This window comes from Lelliottia amnigena (assembly GCF_019047465.1).
Lineage (GTDB): Bacteria > Pseudomonadota > Gammaproteobacteria > Enterobacterales > Enterobacteriaceae > Enterobacter > Enterobacter amnigenus.
Genome location: NZ_CP077236.1, coordinates 1,192,480 through 1,218,810 on the forward strand (window position 1 = coordinate 1,192,480; position 26,331 = coordinate 1,218,810).

Sequence of the window (26,331 nt, forward strand, 5' to 3'; positions counted from 1 at the left end):
ATTAGTCCGTATGCGGTTTCAGCCTGTTCGACCACAATGAGTAGTCTGTTGGGTAAGTATTTACCACAAACGCAGAAAAATCTGTCTGAAGCCAAAACAACGGAGGAAACATGAGCAAGAAAATAGCGGTCTTGATCACCGACGAGTTTGAAGATTCAGAATTCACCTCGCCTGCTGAGGCGTTCCGCAAAGCGGGACATGAAGTAGTGACAATAGATAAACAGGCGGGGAAAACGGTGAAAGGCCATAAAGGCGAGGCCAGCGTGACTATCGATAAATCCATTGATGACGTCACAGCAGCTCAGTTCGACGCGCTCTTACTGCCGGGCGGCCACTCGCCGGATACCCTGCGCGGTGACGATCGCTTTGTCACGTTTACCCGTGATTTTGTCGCGAGCGGCAAACCCGTCTTTGCGATCTGTCATGGGCCGCAACTGCTGATCAGCGCTGACGTGGTGCGCGGGCGCAAACTTACGGCCGTCAAACCGATCGTGATTGATCTTAAAAACGCGGGTGCCGATTTTTACGATCAGGAAGTCGTGGTCGATCAGGATCAGCTGGTGACGAGCCGTACACCGGACGATCTCCCGGCGTTTAATCGTGAAGCGCTGCGCCTACTCGGCACGTAGCCAGTGAAGCTTTTTGCCAAAGCCGAGGGTGTTGTCAGTGAACTTGAGCTCGTCGGGGCGAATTTCCCAGACGGGTGCTGACAACGCCAAAGCCACCGGAAAGCGGCGAGTATACTGCCTGCGCATGCTGTCGCTTTCCTCCCCTTCCAGACGACGAATCTCACCCTTAAACTGGACGCCGCGAATCAGCGCGACGTTTTTCGGCTGACCGTTTATTGTCCCGGCGACGTGAGCTCTCGTCCCGGTCATCTGGGCATGTCGCGTTTTGTCTTCGCTTAACACGTAAAACGCAACGCGCTCGGGATCGTAGTAATAAAACGCGTTAGCGCACCACAGCTCGCCCTCATGGTGCACACACCAGGTCACGACATGCTGCTTTGCCAGCCAGCGGTTAATGGCGGCCAGAGTTTCCATTTTTGCTCTCTCTCATGCTATGGTGCGTTCACCTTAAAATACTGAATATGCTTACCGTGTGCTGGTTTCTCTATCTCGTCAGAACGGCTGATAATGCGCTTTATACCGGAATTACCACCGACGTCGGGCGGCGTTTCCTTGAACATCAAACAGGGAAAGGCGCGAAAGCGCTGCGGGGAAAAGGTGAACTCTCACTGGCCTTTTCCGCGCCCGTTGGCGAGCGCTCACTGGCGCTGAAAATGGAGTACCGCATAAAGCAGCTGACGAAGCGTCAGAAAGAGCGCCTCGTCGCCGGAGACGGCTCATTTGAGGCACTATACGACAGCCTGCAAACGCCGCCTGTTAAAAGCGATTAAAGTGGTCGTGATACTCAACCAGACCGCTGACGCCGTTCAGTGCGTCATCCGCCAGACGATGTACCTGGAACGCGGTCTCAGTATTCGGCCAGCGGCAATGAAGATCGTACGGCGCTGCCGATTCGAACCCCAAACGTCCGTAAAATGCCGGATCGCCCAGCGTAACCACCGCCGCATAACCAAATTCATTCAGTGAATCCAGTCCTTCATAGACCAGCTTACGTGCCAGACCCTTACCGCGATAGTGTTCATCAACCGCCAGCGGGGCCATTCCAACCCACTGCAGCTCTTCACCCTGAACGGCAACCGGACTAAACGCCACGTAGCCGACCACCTGACCTTCGTCATCGGTGGCCACCAGCCCCAGAGTGATCAGCCCGTCTTCACGGAGATCGTGCACCAGTCGGGCCTCACTCTCTTCCGGAAACGAACGACGTAACAATGCATCGATACCCGGTGCATCAATCCCTATTTCAACTCGAATCAGCATGGCTCACCCACTGAAGTGTGTTTACTCTCAGGCGGGGTTTTTAGCCCTGCCTCAACAAAATCGGCCATTTGCATCAGCACCACGCGCAGCGGCTTTGGCATCTGATCCAGTTCAATGGCATCCATTAAATTTTTGACGTACAGGCCCAGTTCGGTATCGCCTTCAATGACCAGACGGCGCTGGAAAAAGAGTGTATCAGGATCCTGTTTTCGTGCGGCGATCATCAGCAAATCGCTGGCTTCCGCGCTGAAACTAACGTCCGCCGTGGCGGAGTCGCTGACGATCAATCGGTCGTTTTCCACCGAGGTAAACCAGCGCAGTCCAATGTCACGCACTTCAATACTTAGCCAGCGACCTTCCAGAAACGCCAGCTCGCCCTCTTCAAGCGCCTGACGAAATTGCCAGCTGAGCATTTGCTCAAGAACCTGACGTTTAAGGGCGAAAGGCGTCAATTTTACCGGCACGCTCAACAGTGATGGGCCAAATTGGACGAGACGTGAACGCAGTTTATCCAGCACGAGTTTTACTCCCTGATATCGTTAATCCCGGTATTTTGCCATATCCGGCGACAGCCGTAGCGGCGTAAATCAACAAACCGTATTCCTGCAACATTCATTATTGGTGTCATCAATACGCCATTAACTGCCTTAAATCAAAAATTGTCGCGCAGAGGTTAATTAAACTCCCCGTTCGTTAACAATTTTGTGCCCTCTGGGGCAGCGGACTCAGGATAAATTATGGAGCTGCTCTGTCCAGCCGGAAACCTCCCGGCACTTAAGGCGGCCATCGAAAATGGCGCCGACGCGGTCTATATCGGGCTGAAAGATGATACTAACGCCCGCCACTTTGCTGGCCTGAATTTCACGGAGAAAAAACTCCAGGAAGCCGTCAATTTCGTGCATCAGCACCGTCGTAAATTACATATCGCCATCAATACTTTTGCCCATCCCGATGGCTACGCTCGCTGGCAGCGCGCCGTAGATATGGCGGCTCAGCTTGGCGCGGATGCGCTGATTCTCGCTGACCTCGCCATGCTTGAGTATGCCGCAGAACGCTATCCGCATATTGAGCGCCATGTCTCTGTTCAGGCTTCCGCCACCAACGAAGAAGCCGTTCGCTTCTATCATCGTCACTTTGACGTGGCTCGCGTGGTATTGCCACGCGTGCTGTCTATTCATCAGGTTAAGCAACTGGCGCGCGTCTCGCCAGTTCCGCTGGAAGTTTTTGCCTTTGGTAGCCTGTGCATCATGGCGGAAGGGCGTTGCTACCTTTCCTCTTATTTGACGGGTGAATCACCGAATACCGTGGGCGCGTGTTCCCCTGCCCGCTTTGTCCGCTGGCAGCAAACGCCGCAAGGGCTGGAGTCTCGTCTTAACGACGTGCTTATCGACCGTTACCAGGACGGCGAAAATGCGGGCTATCCGACGCTGTGCAAAGGTCGCTATCTGGTGGATGGCGAGCGTTACCACGCGCTGGAAGAACCGACCAGCCTGAATACGCTGGAGCTGCTGCCAGAGCTGCTGGCCGCCAATATCGCTTCGGTCAAAATCGAAGGTCGTCAGCGCAGCCCGGCGTATGTTAGCCAGGTGGCAAAAGTGTGGCGTCAGGCAATTGACCGCTGCATGGCCGATCCGCAGAACTACGCCCCGCAGCCCGCCTGGATGGAGACGCTTGGCGCCATGTCTGAAGGCACGCAAACCACGCTGGGTGCCTATCACCGTAAATGGCAGTGAGATAATCAATGAAATATTCATTAGGACCGGTGCTCTATTACTGGTCAAAAGAGACGCTGGAAGATTTTTATCAGCAGGCAGCGACAAGCAGCGCCGATACGATTTATCTCGGTGAATCGGTGTGCAGTAAACGCCGCGCCACGAAAGTGGGCGAATGGCTGGAGATGGCTAAAAATCTGGCCGGCAGCGGAAAACAGGTGGTCCTTTCAACGCTGGCGCTGGTACAGGCATCGTCAGAACTGGGTGAAATCAAACGCTACGTCGAGAACGGGGATTTCCTGCTGGAAGCCAGCGATCTCGGTGTGGTGAATATGTGCGCCGAGCGTAAACTGCCGTTCGTGGCCGGGCATGCGCTGAACTGCTACAACGCGGTGACGCTGCGCCTGCTGCTGAAACAAGGGATGACCCGCTGGTGCATGCCTGTTGAGTTATCCCGCGACTGGCTTATCAATCTGCTGAACCAGTGCGACGATCTGGGCATCCGCGATCGGTTTGAAGTGGAAGTGTTGAGTTACGGGCACCTGCCGCTGGCCTACTCCGCGCGCTGCTTTACCGCGCGTTCGGAAGACAAGCCCAAAGACGAATGTGAAACCTGCTGCATCAAATACCCGAACGGGCGCAGCATGTTATCGCAGGAAAATCAGCAGGTGTTTGTCCTCAACGGCATTCAGACGATGAGCGGTTACGTGTATAATCTTGGCAACGAATTAACGTCGATGCAGGGCGTGGTGGATATGGTACGTCTCTCCCCGCTGGATACCGACGTTTTCGCGATGCTGGATGCGTTCCGTGCCAATGAAAAAGGTGCCGTACCTTTGCCGTTGAAGGCAAACAGCGATTGCAACGGTTACTGGAAACGTCTGGCTGGACTGGAGCTGGCGTAAGTCAATAGACACAAAATCATTCAGGCTGTATCCAGGCGCAAGTATAAGAATCCTCAGGAGCTGACCCACGTCAGTGACTGGGGAAAAGAAGCAGCCAACGCAGAGGCAGCGTGAAGGACGACGAGTATAAAGCTCACTTTGTTAACAACAGTAATCAAATTTTAATGCACTATTAAAAGATTCACCGTCGACAAAGTGAGCTGTTATGACTGATAAATCCATTCCGTTTTCGGTGCTGGACCTGGCACCGATTCCCGAAGGCTCTTCTGCAAAGGACGCCTTCTCGCACTCTCTGGATCTTGCCCGTCTCGCGGAACAGCGCGGCTATCATCGCTACTGGCTGGCGGAACACCATAATATGGTGGGCATTGCCAGCGCCGCAACGTCGGTGCTGATTGGCTATCTGGCCGCCAATACCACGACGCTGCATCTCGGCTCGGGCGGTGTGATGCTGCCAAACCATTCTCCTCTCGTGATTGCTGAACAGTTTGGCACGCTGAATACGCTCTATCCTGGTCGTATCGATTTAGGCCTGGGACGCGCACCCGGTAGCGATCAGCCCACCATGCGTGCGCTGCGTCGCCATATGAGCGGTGATATTGATAACTTCCCGCGCGATGTGGCAGAACTGGTGGACTGGTTTGATGCACATGATCCTAATCCACAGGTACGGCCGGTACCGGGTTACGGCGAGCATGTTCCGGTATGGCTGTTAGGTTCAAGTCTTTATAGCGCACAGCTGGCGGCACAGCTTGGCCTGCCTTTTGCCTTTGCCTCGCATTTTGCACCGGATATGCTGCACCAGGCGCTGCATCTCTACCGTACTCACTTTAAACCGTCAGCACGGCTGGAAAAGCCGTATGCCATGGTCTGCATCAATATCATCGCCGCTGACAGCAATCGCGATGCAGAATTTTTATTCACCTCGATGCAGCAAGCCTTCGCGAAGTTACGCCGTGGTGAAAGCGGACAGCTCCCGCCACCGGTGGAAAATATGCATCAGCTTTGGTCAGCATCGGAACAGTATGGTGTCCAGCAAGCGCTGAGCATGTCTCTGGTTGGGGATAAAGCGAAAGTACGACACGGTCTGGAAGCGGTACTGCGTGAAACGCAGGCGGACGAGATTATGGTTAACGGGCAAATTTTCGATAATCAGGCGCGTTTGCACTCGTTTGATTTAGCGATGCAGGTGAAAGAAGAACTGCTGGGTTAATGTTGTGCATACCCTCTCCCGCAGGGAGAGGGTGAAAATAGATACTTACTGATAAACCGGCAACAAATCAAAGCTCGACAGGATATGCACCAGCGCGTTGCCGACGCCAAACACCAGAATCAGCGCAATCATCGGCTTTCCGCCCCAAACGCGGAATTTTGGGCTACCGAAGCGTTTACGTGATTTTCGTGCCAGCAATGCCGGAACAATCGCGGCCCAGATAGTTGCCGCTAACCCCGCATAGCCAATGGCATACAGGAAACCGTTCGGCCACATCAGCCCGCCAACGATGGGCGGCAAAAAGGTCAGCAGCGCAGTTTTTAACCGTCCAATGGCAGAATCATCAAAACCAAACAGATCGGCGAGATAGTCAAACAGACCCAGCGTCACCCCGAGGAAAGAACTCGCAACAGCGAAGTTTGAGAAGACGACCAACAGCAGATCCAGACTACGGCTGTTAAGGACACCGCTCAACGCCTGCACCAGCACGTCAATGTTTCCGCCTTTCGCCGCGATACCAATGAACTCCGGACGCGGAATATTGCCCATCGTTCCTAACAACCAGATGATATAAAGCGCCAGCGCCAGCAGCGTGCCGTAGACCAGACAACGAATAATGGTGCGCGGGTCTTTGCCGTAATATTTCATCAGGCTCGGTACGTTGCCGTGATAACCAAATGATGCCAGACAGAACGGCAGCGTCATCAGCAAATACGGTGAATAGGACGCGTTGCTTTCTGCCACGTTAAACAGCGTCGTCGGCGTGACATGCCCAAGCAGGCTGCCGAACGTCAGGAAGAAAGTAATGACTTTTGCGCCCAGCACAATCGCCGTCATACGACTGACCGCTTTGGTACTGATCCAGACGATAAATGCCACTGCGAGAGCAAACGTCAGGCCCGCCAGTCGCGCCGGAACATTCAGCGACATCTCTGCAAAAGTATGGTGAAGAATAGAACCACTCGCAGAAATATAGGCGTAGGTGAGGATATACAGCACAAAGGCAATAGAGATGCCGTTGACCACGTTCCAGCGCTTGCCGAGCAAGTCTTTGGTAATAGTGTCGAAGCTCGACCCAATGCGATAGTTAAGGTTCGCCTCAAGGATCATCAGCCCGGAATGCAGCATGCAGAACCAGGTAAACACCAACGCCGCCAGTGACCAGAAAAACCACGCACCCGACATCACCACCGGCAGAGAAAACATTCCCGCGCCAATAATGGTACCGCCGATAATCACCACGCCGCCAAGCAGCGAGGGTGACGTTTGTGTGGTCGTTAGTGTCGCCATACCGCCAATTCTCCAGTGAAAAATAGTGCTATTCAATCTAATGTGTCGCACTGTACCAGTACAGGAGTACAAAAGGAATAAAAAAAGCCCCGATAGTGGTTATCGGGGCTGTATATATTACTTTACGCTAGAGACGAAAGGCTTACGCGTCACGACGACGAGCAGGAGCAGCACCTTCTTCGCGACGTGGACCACGGTTTTCACGACGTTCACCGCTGAAGCGACCAGCACCAGCAGGTGCTGCGCCATCACGACGAGGACCGCGACCGCCTTCACGACGCTCACCGCCACCGAAGCTACGACGCTCGCCCGCAGGACGATCGCCTTCACGACGAGGACCACGGTCTGGGCGCGGCTGGGCATCACCCATCAACTGCATGTTCATCGGCTTGTTCAGAATGCGGGTGCGAGTAAAGTGCTGCAGAACTTCGCCCGGCATGCCTTTAGGCAGCTCGATGGTTGAGTGGGTACCAAACAGTTTGATGTTACCAATGTAACGGCTGCTGATGTCACCTTCGTTAGCGATAGCGCCAACGATATGACGAACTTCAACACCATCATCACGGCCAACTTCAATACGGTACAGTTCCATATCGCCAGCTTCACGACGTTCACGACGTGGACGCTCTTCACCAGCAGCGCCAGCAGCACGTTCTGGACGTGGGCCACGATCGTTACGATCGCCACGGTCATTACGGTCGCGACGCTCAAAGCGCTCGTCACGTTCACGGAATTCACGCTTAGGACGCATCGGTGCATCAGCTGGCACGATCAGAGCGCGTTCGCCCTGGGCCATTTTCAGCAGCGCTGCAGCCAGCGTTTCGATATCCAGCTCTTCGCCTTCTGCAATCGGCTTGATTTGCGTCAGCAGTTCGCGATATTTGTCCAGATCGCTGCTTTCCAGCTGCTGCTGTACTTTAGCGGCGAACTTCTCCAGACGGCGTTTGCCCAGCAGCTCTGCGTTAGGCAGGTCTGCTTCTGGAATGGTCAGCTTCATGGTGCGTTCAATGTTACGCAGCAGACGACGCTCGCGGTTCTCAACGAACAGCAGCGCACGACCCGCACGACCCGCACGACCGGTACGACCGATACGGTGAACGTAAGACTCAGAGTCCATCGGGATGTCGTAGTTAACAACCAAGCTGATACGTTCAACATCCAGACCACGTGCTGCAACGTCAGTTGCAATCAGAATATCCAGACGACCGTCTTTCAGACGTTCCAGAGTCTGCTCACGCAGGGACTGGTTCATGTCACCGTTCAGCGCGGCGCTGTTATAACCGCTACGCTCCAGCGCTTCAGCCACTTCCAGAGTCGCATTTTTGGTACGAACGAAGATAATCGCCGCATCAAAATCTTCTGCTTCCAGGAAACGAACCAGCGCTTCGTTTTTACGCATTCCGTGTACCGACCAGAAAGTCTGGCTGATGTCCGGGCGCGTCGTTACGCTAGACTGGATACGCACTTCCTGCGGATCCTTCATGAAACGACGGGTGATACGACGGATCGCTTCTGGCATGGTTGCAGAGAACAGAGCGGTCTGATGACCTTCTGGGATCTGCGCCATAATCGTTTCTACGTCTTCGATGAAGCCCATGCGGAGCATTTCGTCAGCTTCATCCAGTACCAGACCTTTCAGTTTAGAGAGATCCAGCGTACCGCGTTTCAGGTGATCCAGCAGACGACCCGGCGTACCGACGACAATCTGTGGACCCTGACGCAGGGCGCGTAACTGCACGTCATAACGCTGGCCGCCGTAAAGGGCTACCACGTTCACGCCGCGCATGTGTTTAGAGAATTCAGTCATAGCTTCCGCCACCTGAACAGCCAGTTCACGGGTCGGAGCCAATACGAGGATCTGCGGTGCACGCAGTTCCGGATCAATGTTGTTCAGCAGCGGCAGCGAGAATGCTGCAGTTTTACCACTGCCAGTCTGGGCCATGCCCAGCACGTCACGACCAGAGAGCAAATGCGGGATGCATTCTGCCTGGATCGGAGATGGTTTTTCGTAACCCAGATCGGTAAGGGCTTCAAGGATAGGAGCCTTCAGCCCCAGATCTGCAAAAGTGGTTTCGAATTCAGCCATGTAGTACAAGTGCCTCGATATTAATGGCGGCCAGTCTACATAACTCATCGTGAAAATGATTAGCGATTTTCATTGAAAAGTGTGAACCGGCTCAAAGTAGGTGTATTGACGAACAACAACGCCCTCACCAGTTAAGGTGATGGCAATCAAAAGATTACGGGCTGATGTTTATGTCGTCAGCTATTGCTGGTCCGATTCTGCCAGGTCATCTTGCTCCTGGCCCAAGAGCGATAATTCCAACAATGCATAACGGTGCTCAACGAAGTTGTGTACGTTGTTAGCAACCGCTAATTTGAACAGTGCCGTAGCGCTGTCCATATCCCCCAGACTTAGGTAGTACTTACCTAAATAGAAGTTGGTTTCACTGAGATGCTCAGCGAGCGAGGTGTTATCCGTTGCGTCCGCCTTGAGCCGATCCATTAGCGTTGCTTCGCTAATGTTGCCCAGGTAGAACTCGACAATGTTCCATCCCCATTGTTCCTTGTCCGATTTCTCGAAGCGCTGTTTTAACGCCTCTTTTGCCTGCTTCTCATTGAGCTTCTGCTCAACAATGTAAAGCCACAGGACACGGAAAGGATCATTAGGATCGTCTTGATAAAACGCCAGCAGATCATCTTGCGCTATCTTGTCACGACCGCCGTAATACAATGCGATACCGCGATTCAAGTGCGCGTAGTTGTAAGTTGGATCAAGCTCAAGTACAGAATCAAACGCTTCATAGGCAGCATCAAAATTGCCTGCCTGCGTTAAATATATACCTAAGTAATTGAATACTTCAGGCATATCAGGTCGGATTGCCAGCGCTTGTGAAAAATCATTTCGCGCTAGTGCCCTCAGACCGAGACTATCATACAACACTCCGCGCTCATATAAAAGCTGTGCGCGTTCATCATCGGTTAAAGCCCGACTGGCAAGAATTTGTTCCATGCGTGCCAGAATCACTTCTTGCTGCAAAGTGGGTTGCAATGGCACTGCGAGAACTTCGCTCTTACGCCAGGCAGAGTTGCTGCATCCTGCCAGCGTTAAAGCTGTCGCAACGAAACACCAGCGCAAAAAAGGCTTCATTTCCACTCCCGAAGACAACTATTGGATGAACGTCCTGTCCCCCGGCTGCTAACAAGGCGTCCTGCCTGATAATAGGCCCTCCGCTACAGCGGAGGGCAAATGCAACCTTACTCGCCTTGCTCTGCGGCCGGCGCTTCCGGCGCGGCAGCAGGCTGAGACTGCTCGGTTGCTTCTTTGATGCTAAGACGAACACGGCCCTGACGATCAACTTCCAGAACTTTAACTGGAACTTCCTGACCCATCTGCAGGTAATCGGTCACTTTCTCAACACGCTTATCAGCGATCTGAGAGATGTGAACCAGACCTTCTTTACCGCCACCAATCGCAACGAATGCGCCAAAGTCAACGATACGCGTCACTTTACCATTGTAGATACGGCCCACTTCGATTTCTGCCGTAATCTCTTCGATACGACGAATTGCGAATTTCGCTTTCTCACCGTCGGTCGCTGCGATTTTAACAGTACCGTCGTCTTCGATTTCGATGGTGGTGCCTGTTTCTTCGGTCAGAGCACGGATAACAGAACCGCCTTTACCGATAACATCTTTGATCTTGTCTGGACTGATCTTGATGGTGTGGATGCGCGGTGCGAACTGAGAAATGTCGCCGCGTGGCGCGTTAATCGCCTGCTCCATCACGCCCAGGATGTGCAGACGCGCACCTTTAGCCTGGTTCAGTGCAACCTGCATGATCTCTTTGGTGATGCCTTCAATTTTGATATCCATCTGCAGCGCAGAGATACCTTCGCGGGAACCCGCGACTTTGAAGTCCATATCACCCAGGTGATCTTCGTCGCCCAGAATGTCAGACAGAACAACAAAGTTGTCGCCTTCTTTCACCAGGCCCATTGCGATACCCGCAACAGCTGCTTTGATCGGTACGCCAGCATCCATCAGAGCCAGAGATGCGCCACACACGGAAGCCATGGAAGAAGAACCGTTAGATTCGGTGATTTCAGAAACCACACGCACGGTGTACGGGAATTTGTCAGCTTCTGGCATAACAGCCAGTACGCCACGCTTCGCCAGACGACCGTGACCGATTTCACGACGCTTCGGCGAGCCCACCATACCGGTTTCACCTACGGAGTACGGAGGGAAGTTGTAGTGGAACAGGAAGCTGTCAGTGCGATCGCCCATCAGTTCGTCGATGTTCTGCGCATCACGTGCAGTACCCAAGGTCGCAGTTACCAGCGCCTGAGTTTCGCCACGGGTGAACAGTGCAGAACCGTGAGTACGTGGCAGAACGCCAGTACGCACATCCAGACCACGGATCATGTCTTTTTCACGGCCATCGATACGCGGCTCGCCAGCCAGAACACGGCTACGAACAGCATTTTTCTCGATAGCGTGCAGAATTTCGCTCAGTTCGTTAGCATCCAGAGAGTCATCTTCTGCAACCAGCGTAGCGATGGTTTCAGATTTGATTACATCAATCTGCGCATAACGTTCTTGTTTGTCAGTAATGCGGTATGCATCGCTAAGACGTGCTTCAGCCAGTGCAGCAACGCGCGCATTCAGCGCTTCGTTGACAACTTCTGGCTGCCAGTCCCAACGTGGTTTACCGGCTTCTTTAACCAGATCTTTGATGTTTTCGATAACGATCTGCTGCTGCTCGTGGCCGAAGACCACTGCGCCCAGCATCTGGTCTTCGCTCAGCAGTTCTGCTTCGGATTCAACCATCAACACTGCAGCTTCGGTACCTGCAACAACCAGATCCAGCTTACTTTCTTTCAGCTCATCTTGGGTTGGGTTCAGAACGTACTGGTCATTGATATAACCAACGCGAGCAGAACCAATAGGACCGTTGAACGGAAGACCAGACAGAGACAGCGCAGCGGATGCGCCAATCATCGCAACGATGTCCGGGTTAACCTGTGGGTTAACGGAAACAACGGTGGCAATAACCTGAACTTCGTTAATGAAGCCTTCTGGGAACAGCGGACGAACCGGGCGGTCAATCAGACGCGCAATCAGGGTTTCGCCTTCGCTTGGACGGCCTTCACGACGGAAGAAGCCACCAGGGATTTTACCCGCAGCGTAAGTACGCTCTTGATAGTTAACGGTCAGCGGGAAGAAGTCCTGGCCTGGCTTAGTTTTTTTCTGGCCAACTACGGTCACGAATACAGCAGTGTCATCCATGCTTACCATAACGGCAGCAGTAGCCTGACGTGCCATCATGCCGGTTTCCAGCGTGACGGTATGCTGACCATACTGGAATTTACGAACGATCGGATTCAGCAAAATTCTGTCCTTTCTTAATGGATGACAGCACACCCACGGTGTGCTGTCGATTTAACCCGACCTTCTTCGCATCCTCGCGACTAATGACAACCGACACCCCCATGGGTGAAGCCTCTCATTAGCCGCGCGAACCTCTGCAAGGAAGATCATTTATAGCAACAATACAATAGTTTCCAGTGAATTGCTGCCGTCTGGTTGAAAAAAGGGGCCATTAGGCCCCTTTTTCTGAAACTCGCAAGACTTAGCGACGCAGGCCCAGACGCTCGATCAGCGCGGTATAGCGTGCAACATCTTTACGTTTCAGGTAGTCGAGCAGTTTACGACGCTGAGAAACCATACGCAGCAGACCACGACGGCTGTGGTGATCTTTTTTGTGCTCTGCAAAGTGACCCTGCAGGTGGTTAATCTGTGCGGTCAGCAGTGCAACCTGAACTTCGGTAGAACCGCTGTCGTTAGTACCACGACCGAACTCGGAAACGATTTTAGCTTTAGCTTCAACGCTTAGAGACATGATGAACTCCAAAAATATAAAGAATGAAAGGGTGCCGATCTCTAATTCAGCAACCCCAGTTTACGCCCTGCAAAATGTTAAACACTTTGCCGGACGTTAAGCGGCGATATTCTACTCGTCTCACCTGGTTATCGCAAGGCAAGTCACTCGCTTAAACCGGATATTCAACAACCAGGCGACGCGGTGCCACACGGCCCTCATCGTCGATTTCACCCATGCCGATGAACGTATTTTCTTCACCTTCGGTGACGCGAACCAGACCCCGTTGTGGCGTCTCTGTCGTACGTACCGGATTACCATTTTTAAAGTAAACTGAAGACGTTAACGGCAAATTAACCACCGGGAAATCAGACGCTGGACTGTCCATTGGCATCAGCAGGGGATCAAGTAAATCCGCAGGTGAAATCCCCTGCGTTTCCGCTTGCTCTACCAATTCACGAAGTTGTTCAAGCGTTACCATACGTTCGACCGGGTACTTACTGACAGCAAGGCGACGCAAATAAATCACATGCGCGCCACAACCCAGTTTCTCGCCCAGATCATCAATGATGGTACGAATATAAGTGCCTTTCGAACAGTGCACTTCGAGCTCCAGCTCATCACCTTCATGGCGAATGAATAACAGCTCATACACAGTGATCGGACGGGCTTCGCGCGGGACGTCTATCCCCTGACGCGCATATTCGTATAGCTTTTTGCCTTGGTATTTCAACGCCGAATACATCGACGGCACCTGGAGGGTTTCGCCACGGAAACTTTCCAGCGCAGCAGCAAGCTGTTCGGCACTAAACGTCACCGGGCGTTCTTCGACAACCTGACCATCCGCATCGGACGTATCGGTGCGCTGACCCAGTTTTGCGATGACGCGATAGCGCTTATCAGAATCGAGCAAATACTGGGAAAACTTTGTCGCCTCACCCAGACAAACGGGCAGCATACCTGTTGCCAGCGGATCCAGCGCGCCGGTGTGTCCGGCACGGTTTGCGTTATAAATACGCTTAACTTTTTGCAGCACGTCGTTACTGGATGCACCTTGTGGTTTATCCAGCAACAGCACGCCATGCACGTCGCGACCGCGACGACGAGGACGACTCATCAGTCTTCCTTTTCGTCATCCGGGTTAACACGACGCTCATCGTCATGCTTAACCACAGTGGTCACGAGGTTAGACATACGCATGCCTTCAACTAACGAGTTATCGTAGAAGAAAGTCAGTTCAGGCACGATGCGCAGACGCATCGCTTTACCGAGCAGAGAACGGATAAATCCGGACGCTTCCTGCAAGGCTTTAATACCGTTCTTAACCGCCGCTTCATCTTGATCATTGAGGAACGTGACGAACACTTTGGCGTATGCCAGGTCACGAGACATTTCAACACCAGAAACGGTCGTCATCATGCCGACGCGCGGGTCTTTGATTTCACGCTGCAGGATGAGTGCGATTTCTTTCTGCATCTCCTGAGCAACACGCTGCGGGCGACCAAATTCTTTCGCCATAATAAATTCTCCAGACAAAAAAGGGGCTATAAGCCCCTTTTAAAATTATTGCCGGGTGGCGCTTCGCTAACCCGGCCTGCACGTTTTAATCCACTGAGTCATTCGGGCGCTAAGGCCCGAGGACACTATGAATTAAGCGATGCTACGTTGGATCTCGATGATTTCGAACACTTCGATCATATCGCCAACGCGAACGTCGTTGTAGTTCTTCACGCCGATACCACATTCCATGCCGTTACGGACTTCGTTGACGTCATCTTTGAAGCGACGCAGGGATTCCAGCTCGCCTTCGTAGATAACCACGTTGTCACGCAGAACGCGGATTGGGTTGTGACGTTTAATGGTACCTTCGGTGACCATACAGCCCGCGATCGCACCAAATTTAGGTGATTTGAACACGTCACGAACTTCAGCCAGACCGATGATCTGCTGTTTCAGTTCCGGAGACAGCATGCCGCTCATCGCAGCTTTCACTTCGTCAATCAGATGATAGATGACGGAGTAGTAGCGCAGATCCAAGCTTTCTGAATCGATAACTTTACGTGCAGAGGCATCAGCACGCACGTTGAAGCCAACCAGAATCGCGTTCGAAGCAGCCGCCAGCGTGGCGTCGGTTTCGGTGATACCACCAACACCAGAACCGATGATTTTTACTTTCACTTCGTCGGTAGACAGTTTCAGTAAAGAATCGGAGATCGCTTCCACAGAACCCTGAACGTCCGCTTTCAGTACGACGTTCACTTCGTGAACTTCGCCATCAGTCATGTTAGCGAACATGTTCTCGAGTTTAGATTTCTGCTGACGAGCCAGTTTAACTTCACGGAATTTGCCCTGACGATACAGTGCAACTTCACGCGCTTTTTTCTCGTCACGAACAACGGTCACTTCGTCACCGGCAGCCGGAACACCGGACAGACCCAGGATTTCCACTGGAATGGATGGACCTGCTTCCAGTACTTCCTGACCCAGTTCGTTACGCATCGCACGAACACGGCCGTATTCGAAGCCACACAGCACGATATCGCCCTTGTTCAGCGTACCTTCGCGAACCAGTACGGTAGCAACTGGACCACGACCTTTATCCAGGAAGGATTCGATCACTGCGCCGCTTGCCATGCCGTTGCGAACCGCTTTCAGCTCCAGAACTTCAGCTTGCAGCAGGATAGCGTTCAGCAGGTCATCAATACCGGTACCCGCTTTCGCAGAAACTGGGATGAACTGAGATTCACCGCCCCACTCTTCCGGCATCACGCCGTACTGAGACAGTTCGGTCTTAACGCGATCCATGTCTGCTTCAGGCTTATCGATTTTGTTGACTGCAACAACGACCGGTACCTGCGCCGCTTTTGCGTGCTGGATAGCTTCGATCGTCTGTGGCATCACGCCATCGTCTGCTGCAACAACCAGAACAACGATATCCGTTGCCTGAGCACCACGAGCACGCATAGAGGTAAACGCGGCGTGACCCGGGGTATCCAGGAAGGTGATCATACCGTTGTCTGTTTCAACATGGTAAGCACCGATATGCTGGGTAATGCCGCCTGCTTCGCCGGATGCCACTTTCGTAGAACGAATGTAGTCAAGCAGAGAGGTTTTACCGTGGTCAACGTGACCCATGATGGTCACAACCGGTGCGCGAGACTCTGCCGCAGCGCCAGTGTCACGGTCGCTCATTACTGCTTCTTCCAGCTCGTTTTCACGACGCAGGGTAACTTTATGGCCCATCTCTTCAGCAACCAGCTGCGCTGTTTCCTGATCGATAACCTGGTTGATGGTTGCCATAGCGCCCAGTTTCATCATCGCTTTGATGACCTGAGAGCCTTTAACAGCCATTTTGTTCGCCAGATCGCCAACGGTGATGGTTTCGCCAATCACAACGTCACGGTTAACGGCTTGAGCTGGTTTCTGGAAGCCCTGCTGTAAAGATGAACCTTTACGCTTGCCACCTTTGCCACCGCGACCCGCAGCACGCGCTTCTTCGCGGTCTGCTTTGGATTCAGCGTGTTTGTTGCCTTTCTTCTGAGGACGAGCAGCTTTCGTCGCAGTACGCGTACGGCTACGGTTACCTTCAACCTCACGGTCGTTTTCGTCTTCAGCCTGGCGAGCGTGCTGAGAAGTGGTGACGTGATAATCGCTCTTATCCTCTTCACCTTTCGCTTTCTCTTGCTCAGCCCAAACGCCTGCATTTTCTTCAGCCATACGACGGGCTTCTTCCGCTACACGACGCGCATCTTCTTCGAGTTTGCGACGGGCTTCTTCTTCCGCTTTGCGCTTCAGCTCCGCAGCTTCATTTTCACGGCGGGCTTTTTCTGTCTGGGCAGTTTTGGTCATTTCGTCAGTCTGTTGATTGCTCACTTTGTCTTTTTCCGCAGCGTCGCGCTTCGCTTTATCATGTGCATCGCGCTTCGCTTTTTCTGCGGCCTCACGTTCAGCTTTTAATACGGCCTCACGTTTAGCTGTTTCAACAGCCTCACGCTGAGCTTGCTCTTCCGCTTCACGCTGTGCCTGCTCTTCCGCTGCAAGGCGCTCGGCCTCTTGCGGATCACGTTTTACAAAGGTGCGTGTCTTGCGGACTTCGATTTGTACCGATTTACTTTTTCCACCGGTACCTGGAATACTCAACGTGCTACGCGTTTTGCGCTGCAACGTCAGCTTATCAGGCGTAGAACCGTGTTCACGGTTCAGGTGCGCTAACAGCGTTTGTTTTTCTTGCGCGGTTACCGAATCATCAGCCGCCTTCGGGATCCCTGCATCAGCAAATTGCTGTACCAGGCGCTCCACGGAGGTCTGAATCTCAGTAGCCAGCGATTTTACAGTTACATCAGTCATGCTGTTCCTTCCTGCTACAGTTTATTACGCTTCGTCGCCGAACCAGCAAATATTACGTGCGGCCATGATGAGTTCGCCGGCTTTCTCGTCGGTTAAACCTTCGATATCAGCCAGGTCATCAACGCCTTGCTCAGCGAGATCTTCCAGCGTACAAACACCATGGGCAGCCAGCTTGAACGCAATCGCACGATCAAGACCTTCTAAATTCAGCAGGTCATCAGCCGGCTTATTATCACCAAGGCTTTCTTCCTGAGCCAGTGCCAGGGTGGTCAGTGCGTTTTTAGCGCGTTCACGCAGGGCTTCAACGGTTGCTTCATCCAGGCCGTCAATTTCCAGCAGTTCTTTGATTGGCACATAGGCCAGTTCTTCAAGCGAAGAGAAACCTTCTTCGACCAGGACAGTTGCGAAATCTTCGTCAATTTCCAGGTACTTCGTGAAGGTCGCGATCGCGGCATGAGCTTCAGCCTGATGCTTCGCATGCAGATCATCAACAGTCATCACGTTCAGATCCCAACCACTCAGTTGAGAAGCCAAACGTACGTTCTGACCGTTACGACCGATAGCCTGTGCCAGGTTACCGGCTTCAACAGCGATATCCATGGTGTGCTTGTCTTCGTCGACCACAATGGAAGCAACATCTGCCGGAGCCATCGCGTTAATCACGAATTGTGCCGGGTTGTCGTCCCAAAGGATGATGTCGATACGCTCACCGCCCAGTTCAGTTGATACAGCCTGAACGCGCGCACCACGCATACCTACGCAAGCACCGACAGGGTCGATACGCTTGTCGTTGGTTTTTACCGCGATTTTAGCGCGTGAACCCGGATCGCGGGCCGCTGCTTTGATCTCGATAAGTTCTTCACCAATTTCTGGTACTTCAATGCGGAACAGTTCAATCAGCATCTCTGCTTTAGAACGTGTAACGAACAGCTGCGCACCGCGCGCTTCTGGACGTACCGCATACAGAACACCGCGGATGCGGTCGCCTGGACGGAAGTTCTCACGCGGCAACATATCTTCGCGGAGGATAACCGCTTCCGCATTGCTACCCAGATCAAGCGCGATATTGTCACGGTTCACTTTCTTCACAACGCCAGTGATGATTTCACCTTCGTGTGAACGGAACTGATCAACCACCATGGCGCGTTCAGCTTCACGTACTTTTTGTACGATAACCTGCTTTGCCGTTTGGGTAGTGATACGGTCAAACGTCACCGATTCAATCTGATCTTCAACATATTCGCCGACATTGAAGCTTTCGTCTTCGTAACGAGCCGCTTCCAGCGTAATTTCTTTAGTCGGTTGGGTCACTTCTTCAACAATTACCCAACGACGGAATGTATCGAAGTCACCGCTTTTACGATCGATTTCTACGCGAACATCGATCTCTTGTTCGTATTTTTTCTTGGTTGCTGTAGCCAGTGCACTTTCCAGCGCTTCGAAAATCTTCTCACGCGGCAGTGATTTCTCGTTAGAGACGGCTTCAACAACAGCCAAAATTTCTTTGTTCATCGCGGGCTTTTCACCTCAATCCAGACTGTTAAAAGTGGGGAACCAGGTTCGCCTTCTGGATATTACTCAGCGCGAACACTTCATCTTTGCCTTCGACTGTTACTGTGATCATCTCACCATCAACGGCCTTAATAACGCCCTGCCATTTACGGCGGTTTTGCACGGCCATACGCAGTACGATAGCCACTTCTTCACCAATATAGTGAGTGTAGTGTTCAGCAGTAAACATTGGACGATGGAGGCCAGGCGAGGAAACTTCCAGGTTGTAGGCAACAGTAATAGGATCTTCAACGTCAAGAACCGCACTGACCTGGTGGCTAACATCAGCACAATCATCAACATTGATGCCATCTTCACTATCAATATAGATGCGCAGCGTGGATGTACGGCTGCGAATAAATTCGATGCCGACCAGTTCGTAGCCCAGTGCTTCGACCGGTGCTTTAATCATCTCTGTTAATTTTTGCTCTAATGTGGACAAGCCCACCCCCAAGACGTAAAAAAAGGGCCTAAAGCCCAGTTATTCTGTAGTCAGATAACAAAAAACCCCGATAAATCGGGGCTTTAGATAACTGAACCCTATAGCCGCAACTGCGGCCTGGAGCACTTTCTGAAAGAATTTTTTCAAATCCAGCTACGAAGCCGCTATGTCTTCACAGTATATTTGAAAAAGAACTTTATAGGAAAGTGGTTGCGGGGGCCGGATTTGAACCGACGACCTTCGGGTTATGAGCCCGACGAGCTACCAGGCTGCTCCACCCCGCGCCTGAAACGTGGCAAATTTTACTCGTTTTGGGTAAAAAATGCAAATAATGCTGGGATTTGGTACCGAGGACGGGACTTTAAATCGGCGTTTAGTATATTGATAGTTAACCCCACCTGTCAACCCTACAAGCTATGCGTTTTGCTGAATAAGCTAGCACGCACTATTCTGTTCTGACGTCTGCATGTCTGGCGGCCTAAACAGTGGGAAATTTTTACAAAAAACTCACGAATCTCTTCCGGTCATTGGCAAAAGATGATTAAATGAAAACTCACTTATTTTGCATAAACATGCAAAGAGAGCTGAAAGCGGTCTCTCATCAGTCAATCAAGCAGGGTTTTATTTTATGACGACGATTCTCAAGCATCTTCCGGTAGGACAACGTATAGGCATCGCTTTTTCTGGCGGCCTGGATACTAGCGCTGCACTCCTGTGGATGCGCCAAAAGGGAGCGGTTCCTTATGCATATACAGCGAACCTGGGTCAGCCGGATGAGGAAGACTATGATGCGATTCCTCGTCGCGCCATGGAATACGGTGCAGAGAACGCACGTCTGATTGACTGCCGTAAGCAACTGGTTGCTGAGGGCATCGCAGCCATTCAATGCGGCGCTTTCCACAACACGACGGGCGGTCTGACCTATTTCAACACCACGCCTCTGGGCCGCGCGGTTACCGGCACGATGCTGGTGGCGGCCATGAAAGATGATGGCGTGAATATTTGGGGCGACGGCAGTACCTATAAAGGCAACGATATTGAACGTTTCTATCGTTACGGCCTGCTGACCAACGCAGAGTTGCAGATTTATAAACCTTGGCTGGACACGGATTTCATTGATGAACTGGGTGGCCGCCAGGAAATGTCTGAGTTCATGGTGGCTTCCGGCTTTGACTACAAAATGTCTGCCGAGAAAGCCTACTCCACCGACTCCAACATGTTGGGCGCGACGCACGAAGCGAAGGATCTTGAGTTCCTGAACTCTAGCGTGAAAATCGTCAATCCCATCATGGGTGTGAAATTCTGGGATGAAAGCGTCAAGATTCAGGCTGAGGAAGTGACCGTCCGTTTCGAACGTGGTCATCCGGTAGCGCTGAACGGCCAGACCTTCTCTGATGATGTAGAGCTGATGCTGGAAGCAAATCGCATTGGTGGTCGTCACGGTTTAGGCATGAGCGATCAGATTGAAAACCGCATCATCGAAGCGAAAAGCCGCGGGATCTATGAAGCACCGGGAATGGCACTGCTGCACATTGCTTACGAGCGTCTGCTGACCGGTATTCACAACGAGGACACTATTGAGCAGTACCACTCTCATGGTCGCCAGTTGGGTAAATTGCTGTATCAGGGCCGTTGGTTCGATCCACAGGCGCTGATGCTGCGTGATGCGCTGCAACGCTGGGTCGCCAGCGCCATTACGGGTGAAGTGACGCTGGAGCTACGTCGCGGCAACGACTACTCCATCCTGAATACGGTGTCTGACAACCTGACGTATAAAGCTGAACGCCTGACCATGGAGAAAGGGGATTCTGTCTTCTCACCGGATGATCGTATCGGCCAATTAACGATGCGAAATCTGGATATCACCGACACGCGTGAGAAACTGTTTAATTACATTGAAACCGGTTTGCTCTCTGCGTCTTCCGGTAATGGCCTGCCGCAGGTTGAGAATCTGGAACACAGCGATAAAAAGTGATCGCGAATAAAAATACAAAAGGCGCCGAAGGGCGCCTTTTTTGTGTCTGTCAGATGTCGGCCGCTGATCCGACTATCATTTTCTGTCGATCATAATGGCAACGGTCATCACGCTGCGATTGTCTGGACACGCTCAAACCTACAGACGAAAAAAAGACACCTTTCGATGTCTTTCTTCTGGAATATTGGTACCGAGGATGGGACTCGAACCCACAAGCCCGTTAGGGCACTACCACCTCAAGGTAGCGTGTCTACCAATTCCACCACCTCGGTACTGAAACCTTACTGCGGGATATCGCTGGTCGGCTTAGCCGGTTCAGCTGGCTGAGTTTGCTCGGTTTTAGACGGAGCATTCAGGTTTTCCCACTCGCTTCCTTTGCTGGTCTTGTTGCTGTTGATGTTGCCAAGCGCCAGACTGATAATGAAGAATAGCGTAGCCAGAATCGCCGTTGTACGGGTCATGAAGTTCGAAGAACCACTTGAGCCAAACAGCGTACCGGAAGCGCCTGCTCCGAAGGAGGCTCCCATATCAGCGCCTTTACCTTGCTGCAGCATGATCAGCGCTACGAGAGCGATGGCTACAATAAGGAAAACAACTAAAAGAGCTTCGTACATAATCAACCTGTTCCTTGCGGATTTGCCGCATACCAATGCTTCGACCAATTTAGCAGGATTTTTATTTCCCACTGAAGCGGGTGTGAATACTAACCAAAGCGAATGGCCTTCGCAAGGGCAATTTTAGCGCATTGTATCAACTGCGGAAAAAAACAGCAAAAGCGCCTGTATTGGACAATCTTAAGGCGGCAAACGCCGCCTTTTTAAACACTTACTGCGAAGGATTATGCCGCTTTAACCGCATCGGCAATTCGATGAGCAAACTCAGTCACCTGCGCTTCTTCTTCGCCTTCAACCATCACGCGAATCAAAGGCTCTGTACCCGATTTGCGGAGCAGAACGCGACCGCGATTTCCCAGCGCTGCCTCTACTTCTGCCATGACCGCTTTCACATTTTCATTTTCCAGCGGATCGCCATTTCCGGCAGTAAAGCGAACGTTAACCAGAATCTGTGGGAACATTTTCATGCCACTGCACAGGTCATGCAAACTCATATGGTTACGCACCATCGCAGCAACAACCTGAAGACTTGCCACGATGCCGTCACCGGTCGTCGTTTTGTCCAGCAGAATCACATGGCCAGAGTTTTCTGCACCTATACGCCAGCCTTTCTCCTGGAGTTTCTCCAGCACGTAGCGGTCGCCCACTTTCGCTCGGGTAAACGGAATCCCCAGCTGTTTGAGAGCCAGTTCCAGCCCCATATTGCTCATCAAGGTGCCTACAGCGCCACCGCGCAACTGGCCCTGACGCAGACCTTCGCGGGCAATGATGTACAGAATCTGGTCGCCGTCGACTTTGTTTCCTTCGTGATCAACCATGATCACGCGGTCGCCGTCACCGTCAAACGCAATGCCCAGATCGGCTTTTTCAGCAAGCACGCGGGCCTGCAAAGCACGCACGTCCGTCGCGCCCACTTCCTCATTGATGTTGAGGCCATCAGGCTCACAGCCAATCGCGATAACTTTTGCGCCGAGTTCGCGAAAAACATTCGGGGCGATGTGATAGGTCGCGCCATTGGCACAATCGACCACAATTTTGAGATGACTCAGGCTCAGCTCATTAGGGAACGTGCCTTTGCAGAACTCAATGTAGCGGCCCGCTGCATCAACGATACGGCTTGCTTTGCCCAGCTCTGATGAATCGACGCAGGTCAGCTCTTTTTCCATTTCCGCTTCGATAGCTTCTTCAACTTCGTCAGGCAATTTTGTGCCATCAATGGAGAAAAATTTAATCCCGTTATCGTAGAACGGATTGTGCGAGGCCGAAATCACAATGCCTGCTTCTGCACGGAAGGTGCGTGTGAGATACGCGACAGCAGGCGTTGGCATTGGGCCGGTGAATGAAGCGGAAAGCCCTGCGGCTGAAAGACCAGCTTCTAATGCTGACTCCAGCATGTAGCCCGAAATACGGGTATCTTTCCCGATGATAATTTTACGCGAGCCGTGACGAGCCAGGACCTTACCTGCGGCCCAACCAAGTTTAAGAACAAATTCTGGGGTGATCGGTGCATCGCCCACGCGCCCACGAATGCCGTCGGTGCCAAAATATTTACGATTACTCATAGCGTTTGTTTTCCTTCGCTGACAATGTGGCTTCAACCACACGCATAGCTTCTACTGTCTCTTTGACGTCATGGACGCGAATAATGTGCGCGCCTTGCATCGCCGCAATAACTGCACACGCAAGACTTCCACTCAGACGTTCGCCAGGACCCACATTAAGCAATTGCCCTACCATCGTTTTTCGCGACATTCCGACCAGCAACGGCAGACCAAAATGGTGAAATGCTGATAAACGCGCAAGCAACTCATAGTTATGGGAGAGATTTTTACCGAATCCGAATCCCGGGTCGAGCAACAATTTCTCTTTTGCGATACCCGCACGCTCACAACGTGCGATTTGCTCATTAAAGTAGCGATTCACATCGGCAAAAACATCGTCATACTTCGGGGCTGATTGCATTGTTTTGGGTTGCCCCTGCATATGCATCAGACATACCGGCAAACCGGTTTCGGCAGCCGCTTCTAGTGCACCCGGCTCGGTAAGCGAGCGAATGTCGTTAATGATGTGAGCCCCTACTCGCGCGGATTCTCTGATTACTTCAGGTTTAGACGTATCCACAGAGATCCACACTTCAAAGCGTTGAGCTATCGCTTCCACCACCGGGATTACGCGCGCTAACTCTTCTTCCACACTCACATCCGATGCGCCAGGACGCGTCGACTCACCGCCGATATCAATAATCGTCGCACCCGCATTGATCATCAGATTGGCATGCTTCACCGCTTCAATCAGCGTATTGTGCGCGCCGCCGTCGGAGAACGAGTCAGGCGTAACGTTCAGGATCCCCATCACATGGGGATGTGAGAGATCGAGAGTCGAGTCCTGGGCGAAAAGTTTCATGGCTAAATCCCTGGTATTTAAATGAGCAGATAAGAAAAACCCCGGAGCAAGCTCCAGGGTTTGGGTACAGATTAACCTATTTCAGGCAGTGACTTATTTGTCGCCCAACTGCTCTGACATGGTATTACCCGGGTTTGGCGTACGGGGTTCATCAACCGGACGCGGCGCACGCGGGGTGCCATTGTTGTCAGAGTTATTGGAAGTGCCTGGATCTTCCCAACCGGCTGGCGGACGCACTTCGCGGCGCGCCATCAGGTCATCGATCTGCGGAGCATCGATCGTCTCATATTTCATGAGCGCATCTTTCATAGAGTGCAGAATATCCAGGTTTTCATTCAGGATTTCACGTGCGCGGCCATAGTTGCGTTCAACCAGCGCTTTGACTTCCTGATCGATGATACGTGCTGTTTCATCAGACATATGTTTCGCTTTCGCGACAGAGCGGCCCAGGAATACTTCGCCCTCTTCTTCCGCGTAAAGCAGCGGACCGAGTTTGTCGGAGAAGCCCCATTGGGTCACCATGTTACGTGCCAGGTTGGTCGCGACTTTAATGTCGTTCGACGCACCGGTAGAAACATGTTCCACACCGTAGATAATTTCTTCAGCAAGACGACCACCGTAAAGGGTCGAAATCTGGCTTTCCAGCTTCTGACGGCTGGCGCTGATGGCATCGCCTTCCGGCAGGAAGAACGTTACGCCCAGCGCACGGCCACGTGGGATAATGGTGACTTTGTGTACCGGATCGTGTTCCGGTACCAGACGACCGATAATCGCGTGACCTGCTTCGTGATATGCCGTGGATTCTTTCTGCGCTTCCGTCATCACCATGGAGCGACGTTCCGCACCCATCATGATTTTGTCTTTCGCTTTTTCGAATTCCACCATGGACACCACGCGCTTATTACCGCGAGCAGCAAACAACGCCGCTTCGTTGACCAGGTTTGCCAAGTCAGCACCGGAGAAGCCGGGAGTACCACGCGCAATGATTGCCGCATCAATATCTGGAGACAACGGTACGCGACGCATGTGGACTTTCAGAATCTGTTCACGACCACGAACATCCGGCAAACCAACCACAACCTGACGGTCGAAACGGCCTGGACGAAGCAATGCAGGATCAAGTACGTCTGGACGGTTCGTCGCAGCAATAACGATAATACCTTCGTTACCTTCGAAGCCATCCATCTCAACCAACATCTGGTTCAGAGTCTGTTCACGTTCATCGTGACCGCCGCCCAGACCCGCGCCACGCTGGCGGCCTACGGCGTCGATTTCATCGATGAAGATAATACACGGCGCTGCCTTCTTAGCCTGTTCGAACATGTCACGCACACGAGATGCGCCCACACCCACAAACATTTCGACGAAGTCAGAACCAGAAATAGTAAAGAATGGTACTTTCGCTTCACCCGCGATGGCTTTCGCCAACAGCGTTTTACCGGTACCTGGAGGGCCGACCATCAGAACGCCTTTCGGAATCTTACCGCCCAGTTTCTGGAAACGGCTTGGCTCACGCAGGTATTCAACAAGTTCCGCCACTTCGTCTTTTGCTTCGTCACAGCCTGCAACGTCAGCAAAAGTGGTCTTGATCTGGTCTTCCGTAAGCATACGCGCCTTGCTCTTACCGAACGACATGGCACCTTTGCCACCGCCGCCCTGCATTTGACGCATAAAGAAGATCCAGACACCGATAAGCAGCAGCATCGGGAACCAGGAAATGAAGATAGAAGCCAGCAGGCTCGGTTCTTCCGGCGGCTCACCTACCACCTTGACGTTTTTAGTCAGAAGGTTATCAAGCAGCTTAGGATCGTTCACCGGGATGTAAGTCGTGTAACGGTTACTATCTTTCTTGGTAACGTTGATCTCACGTCCGTTGATACGCGCTTCGCGAACCTGGTCCTGATTGACCTCTTGCAGGAAGGTAGAATAATCCACCTTGCGGCCATTCGACTCGCTGGGCCCAAAGCTCTGGAACACTGACATCAGCACAACGGCAATGACCAGCCAGAGTATTAGGTTTTTCGCCATGTCACTCAAGGGATGAACCTCATATTACAACTGTGTTAAAAACAGCGTCAGGATAGTCTGCACCTGGATTTTCCCAAA

Annotated in this window: 24 protein-coding genes and 2 tRNA genes; 6 read left to right on the forward strand and 20 right to left on the reverse strand. The window is 52.3% G+C overall.

Annotated features, from left to right (window positions below):
* Nucleotides 1-110 precede the first annotated feature (110 nt).
* Nucleotides 111-629, forward strand: coding sequence for a type 1 glutamine amidotransferase domain-containing protein (locus I6L74_RS05590; RefSeq protein WP_059177364.1), 519 nt, complete (start codon nucleotides 111-113; stop codon nucleotides 627-629).
* Here the strand turns inward: I6L74_RS05590 and I6L74_RS05595 are convergent.
* Nucleotides 615-1,043 carry a YhbP family protein gene (locus I6L74_RS05595; protein WP_059177363.1) on the reverse strand — a complete coding sequence of 143 codons (429 nt, stop codon included), beginning with the start codon at nucleotides 1,041-1,043 and terminating at the stop codon, nucleotides 615-617. The genes I6L74_RS05590 and I6L74_RS05595 overlap by 15 nt on opposite strands.
* A gap of 14 nt (nucleotides 1,044-1,057) precedes the next feature.
* On the opposite strand from I6L74_RS05595, the gene I6L74_RS05600 reads away from it, so the two are divergent.
* Entirely contained in the window at nucleotides 1,058-1,399 is a 342-nt protein-coding gene (locus I6L74_RS05600; protein ID WP_072241714.1) for a GIY-YIG nuclease family protein, read from the forward strand.
* Here the strand turns inward: I6L74_RS05600 and I6L74_RS05605 are convergent.
* Together I6L74_RS05605 and ubiT are read right to left on the reverse strand one after the other, a co-directional pair.
* On the reverse strand, nucleotides 1,386-1,889 hold the full coding sequence (locus I6L74_RS05605) for a GNAT family N-acetyltransferase (RefSeq protein ID WP_059177361.1): 504 nt from the start codon (nucleotides 1,887-1,889) through the stop codon (nucleotides 1,386-1,388). The two genes, I6L74_RS05600 and I6L74_RS05605, sit on opposite strands and share 14 nt — an antisense overlap.
* Nucleotides 1,883-2,407: a ubiquinone anaerobic biosynthesis accessory factor UbiT gene (ubiT, locus tag I6L74_RS05610; RefSeq protein ID WP_059177360.1), complete on the reverse strand. Its 525-nt coding sequence runs from the start codon at nucleotides 2,405-2,407 to the stop codon at nucleotides 1,883-1,885. Before ubiT ends, I6L74_RS05605 begins: the two co-directional genes overlap by 7 nt.
* A gap of 219 nt (nucleotides 2,408-2,626) precedes the next feature.
* Between ubiT and ubiU the strand changes: the two genes are divergently transcribed.
* From ubiU to I6L74_RS05625, 3 genes are all read left to right on the forward strand, one after another.
* Complete coding sequence (gene ubiU / locus I6L74_RS05615) at nucleotides 2,627-3,622, forward strand: ubiquinone anaerobic biosynthesis protein UbiU (protein ID WP_015960579.1); 996 nt, start codon at nucleotides 2,627-2,629, stop codon at nucleotides 3,620-3,622.
* Between the two features lie 8 nt (nucleotides 3,623-3,630).
* On the forward strand, nucleotides 3,631-4,506 hold the full coding sequence (locus I6L74_RS05620) for a U32 family peptidase (RefSeq protein WP_059177359.1): 876 nt from the start codon (nucleotides 3,631-3,633) through the stop codon (nucleotides 4,504-4,506).
* A 205-nt stretch (nucleotides 4,507-4,711) separates the two neighbouring features.
* On the forward strand, nucleotides 4,712-5,719 hold the full coding sequence (locus tag I6L74_RS05625; RefSeq protein ID WP_059177358.1) for a luciferase-like monooxygenase: 1,008 nt from the start codon (nucleotides 4,712-4,714) through the stop codon (nucleotides 5,717-5,719).
* 45 nt (nucleotides 5,720-5,764) lie between these two features.
* On the opposite strand, the gene mtr is transcribed toward I6L74_RS05625, so the two are convergent.
* The 12 genes from mtr to I6L74_RS05685 all read right to left on the reverse strand — a co-directional run bounded on the left by mtr (nucleotide 5,765) and on the right by I6L74_RS05685 (nucleotide 19,517).
* Nucleotides 5,765-7,009 (reverse strand): tryptophan permease, encoded by a 1,245-nt coding sequence (gene mtr, locus I6L74_RS05630; protein WP_059177357.1) that lies wholly within the window; start codon nucleotides 7,007-7,009, stop codon nucleotides 5,765-5,767.
* Between the two features lie 142 nt (nucleotides 7,010-7,151).
* A complete protein-coding gene (locus I6L74_RS05635; RefSeq protein WP_059177356.1) occupies nucleotides 7,152-9,095 on the reverse strand; it encodes a DEAD/DEAH family ATP-dependent RNA helicase in 1,944 nt (647 codons plus the stop codon).
* Entirely contained in the window at nucleotides 9,088-9,168 is an 81-nt protein-coding gene (gene yrbN, locus I6L74_RS05640; RefSeq protein WP_097919743.1) for a protein YrbN, read from the reverse strand. The genes I6L74_RS05635 and yrbN overlap by 8 nt, the downstream gene beginning before the upstream one ends.
* 107 nt (nucleotides 9,169-9,275) lie before the next feature.
* Complete coding sequence (nlpI, locus tag I6L74_RS05645; protein ID WP_059177355.1) at nucleotides 9,276-10,160, reverse strand: lipoprotein NlpI; 885 nt, start codon at nucleotides 10,158-10,160, stop codon at nucleotides 9,276-9,278.
* A gap of 107 nt (nucleotides 10,161-10,267) precedes the next feature.
* Nucleotides 10,268-12,403: a polyribonucleotide nucleotidyltransferase gene (pnp, locus tag I6L74_RS05650; RefSeq protein ID WP_059177354.1), complete on the reverse strand. Its 2,136-nt coding sequence runs from the start codon at nucleotides 12,401-12,403 to the stop codon at nucleotides 10,268-10,270.
* Between the two features lie 241 nt (nucleotides 12,404-12,644).
* The gene (gene rpsO / locus I6L74_RS05655) at nucleotides 12,645-12,914 is read right to left on the reverse strand and encodes a 30S ribosomal protein S15 (protein WP_003861789.1); all 270 of its coding nucleotides are present in this window, start codon (nucleotides 12,912-12,914) and stop codon (nucleotides 12,645-12,647) included.
* A 151-nt stretch (nucleotides 12,915-13,065) separates the two neighbouring features.
* Nucleotides 13,066-14,010 (reverse strand): tRNA pseudouridine(55) synthase TruB, encoded by a 945-nt coding sequence (gene truB / locus I6L74_RS05660; protein ID WP_059177353.1) that lies wholly within the window; start codon nucleotides 14,008-14,010, stop codon nucleotides 13,066-13,068.
* Entirely contained in the window at nucleotides 14,010-14,411 is a 402-nt protein-coding gene (gene rbfA / locus I6L74_RS05665; RefSeq protein ID WP_015960587.1) for a 30S ribosome-binding factor RbfA, read from the reverse strand. The genes truB and rbfA overlap by 1 nt, the downstream gene beginning before the upstream one ends.
* A gap of 132 nt (nucleotides 14,412-14,543) precedes the next feature.
* The gene (gene infB, locus I6L74_RS05670; protein ID WP_059177352.1) at nucleotides 14,544-17,240 is read right to left on the reverse strand and encodes a translation initiation factor IF-2; all 2,697 of its coding nucleotides are present in this window, start codon (nucleotides 17,238-17,240) and stop codon (nucleotides 14,544-14,546) included.
* 24 nt (nucleotides 17,241-17,264) lie between these two features.
* On the reverse strand, nucleotides 17,265-18,752 hold the full coding sequence (gene nusA / locus I6L74_RS05675) for a transcription termination factor NusA (RefSeq protein ID WP_059177351.1): 1,488 nt from the start codon (nucleotides 18,750-18,752) through the stop codon (nucleotides 17,265-17,267).
* A 28-nt stretch (nucleotides 18,753-18,780) separates the two neighbouring features.
* Nucleotides 18,781-19,233, reverse strand: a complete 453-nt coding sequence (gene rimP, locus I6L74_RS05680; RefSeq protein ID WP_059177350.1) for a ribosome maturation factor RimP — start codon at nucleotides 19,231-19,233, stop codon at nucleotides 18,781-18,783.
* Between the two features lie 207 nt (nucleotides 19,234-19,440).
* A tRNA-Met gene (locus I6L74_RS05685) sits at nucleotides 19,441-19,517 on the reverse strand.
* 344 nt (nucleotides 19,518-19,861) lie between these two features.
* Between I6L74_RS05685 and argG the strand changes: the two genes are divergently transcribed.
* Nucleotides 19,862-21,208 (forward strand): argininosuccinate synthase, encoded by a 1,347-nt coding sequence (gene argG / locus I6L74_RS05690; RefSeq protein ID WP_059177349.1) that lies wholly within the window; start codon nucleotides 19,862-19,864, stop codon nucleotides 21,206-21,208.
* 185 nt (nucleotides 21,209-21,393) lie between these two features.
* Here the strand turns inward: argG and I6L74_RS05695 are convergent.
* From I6L74_RS05695 to ftsH, 5 genes are all read right to left on the reverse strand, one after another.
* Nucleotides 21,394-21,480: transfer RNA gene (locus tag I6L74_RS05695), tRNA-Leu, on the reverse strand.
* A 9-nt stretch (nucleotides 21,481-21,489) separates the two neighbouring features.
* On the reverse strand, nucleotides 21,490-21,822 hold the full coding sequence (gene secG / locus I6L74_RS05700) for a preprotein translocase subunit SecG (protein WP_041689537.1): 333 nt from the start codon (nucleotides 21,820-21,822) through the stop codon (nucleotides 21,490-21,492).
* A gap of 224 nt (nucleotides 21,823-22,046) precedes the next feature.
* Nucleotides 22,047-23,384 carry a phosphoglucosamine mutase gene (gene glmM, locus I6L74_RS05705; RefSeq protein ID WP_059177348.1) on the reverse strand — a complete coding sequence of 446 codons (1,338 nt, stop codon included), beginning with the start codon at nucleotides 23,382-23,384 and terminating at the stop codon, nucleotides 22,047-22,049.
* Nucleotides 23,377-24,225, reverse strand: a complete 849-nt coding sequence (gene folP, locus I6L74_RS05710) for a dihydropteroate synthase (RefSeq protein WP_059177347.1) — start codon at nucleotides 24,223-24,225, stop codon at nucleotides 23,377-23,379. The genes glmM and folP overlap by 8 nt, the downstream gene beginning before the upstream one ends.
* Before the next feature lie 93 nt (nucleotides 24,226-24,318).
* Nucleotides 24,319-26,253 (reverse strand): ATP-dependent zinc metalloprotease FtsH, encoded by a 1,935-nt coding sequence (gene ftsH / locus I6L74_RS05715; protein ID WP_059177346.1) that lies wholly within the window; start codon nucleotides 26,251-26,253, stop codon nucleotides 24,319-24,321.
* Nucleotides 26,254-26,331: the final 78 nt, after the last annotated feature.

Bases quoted from the DNA above. Each gene is read 5' to 3' on its own strand.
- I6L74_RS05590 (WP_059177364.1), top strand. From the start codon at position 111: ATGAGCAAGAAAATAGCGGTCTTGATCACCGACGAGTTTGAAGATTCA.
- I6L74_RS05595 (WP_059177363.1), bottom strand. From the start codon at position 1,043: ATGGAAACTCTGGCCGCCATTAACCGCTGGCTGGCAAAGCAGCATGTC.
- I6L74_RS05600 (WP_072241714.1), top strand. From the start codon at position 1,058: ATGCTATGGTGCGTTCACCTTAAAATACTGAATATGCTTACCGTGTGC.
- I6L74_RS05605 (WP_059177361.1), bottom strand. From the start codon at position 1,889: ATGCTGATTCGAGTTGAAATAGGGATTGATGCACCGGGTATCGATGCA.
- ubiU (WP_015960579.1), top strand. From the start codon at position 2,627: ATGGAGCTGCTCTGTCCAGCCGGAAACCTCCCGGCACTTAAGGCGGCC.
- I6L74_RS05620 (WP_059177359.1), top strand. From the start codon at position 3,631: ATGAAATATTCATTAGGACCGGTGCTCTATTACTGGTCAAAAGAGACG.
- I6L74_RS05625 (WP_059177358.1), top strand. From the start codon at position 4,712: ATGACTGATAAATCCATTCCGTTTTCGGTGCTGGACCTGGCACCGATT.
- mtr (WP_059177357.1), bottom strand. From the start codon at position 7,009: ATGGCGACACTAACGACCACACAAACGTCACCCTCGCTGCTTGGCGGC.
- I6L74_RS05635 (WP_059177356.1), bottom strand. From the start codon at position 9,095: ATGGCTGAATTCGAAACCACTTTTGCAGATCTGGGGCTGAAGGCTCCT.
- yrbN (WP_097919743.1), bottom strand. From the start codon at position 9,168: ATGAAAATCGCTAATCATTTTCACGATGAGTTATGTAGACTGGCCGCC.
- nlpI (WP_059177355.1), bottom strand. From the start codon at position 10,160: ATGAAGCCTTTTTTGCGCTGGTGTTTCGTTGCGACAGCTTTAACGCTG.
- rpsO (WP_003861789.1), bottom strand. From the start codon at position 12,914: ATGTCTCTAAGCGTTGAAGCTAAAGCTAAAATCGTTTCCGAGTTCGGT.
- truB (WP_059177353.1), bottom strand. From the start codon at position 14,010: ATGAGTCGTCCTCGTCGTCGCGGTCGCGACGTGCATGGCGTGCTGTTG.
- rbfA (WP_015960587.1), bottom strand. From the start codon at position 14,411: ATGGCGAAAGAATTTGGTCGCCCGCAGCGTGTTGCTCAGGAGATGCAG.
- infB (WP_059177352.1), bottom strand. From the start codon at position 17,240: ATGACTGATGTAACTGTAAAATCGCTGGCTACTGAGATTCAGACCTCC.
- nusA (WP_059177351.1), bottom strand. From the start codon at position 18,752: ATGAACAAAGAAATTTTGGCTGTTGTTGAAGCCGTCTCTAACGAGAAA.
- argG (WP_059177349.1), top strand. From the start codon at position 19,862: ATGACGACGATTCTCAAGCATCTTCCGGTAGGACAACGTATAGGCATC.
- secG (WP_041689537.1), bottom strand. From the start codon at position 21,822: ATGTACGAAGCTCTTTTAGTTGTTTTCCTTATTGTAGCCATCGCTCTC.
- glmM (WP_059177348.1), bottom strand. From the start codon at position 23,384: ATGAGTAATCGTAAATATTTTGGCACCGACGGCATTCGTGGGCGCGTG.
- folP (WP_059177347.1), bottom strand. From the start codon at position 24,225: ATGAAACTTTTCGCCCAGGACTCGACTCTCGATCTCTCACATCCCCAT.
- ftsH (WP_059177346.1), bottom strand. From the start codon at position 26,253: ATGGCGAAAAACCTAATACTCTGGCTGGTCATTGCCGTTGTGCTGATG.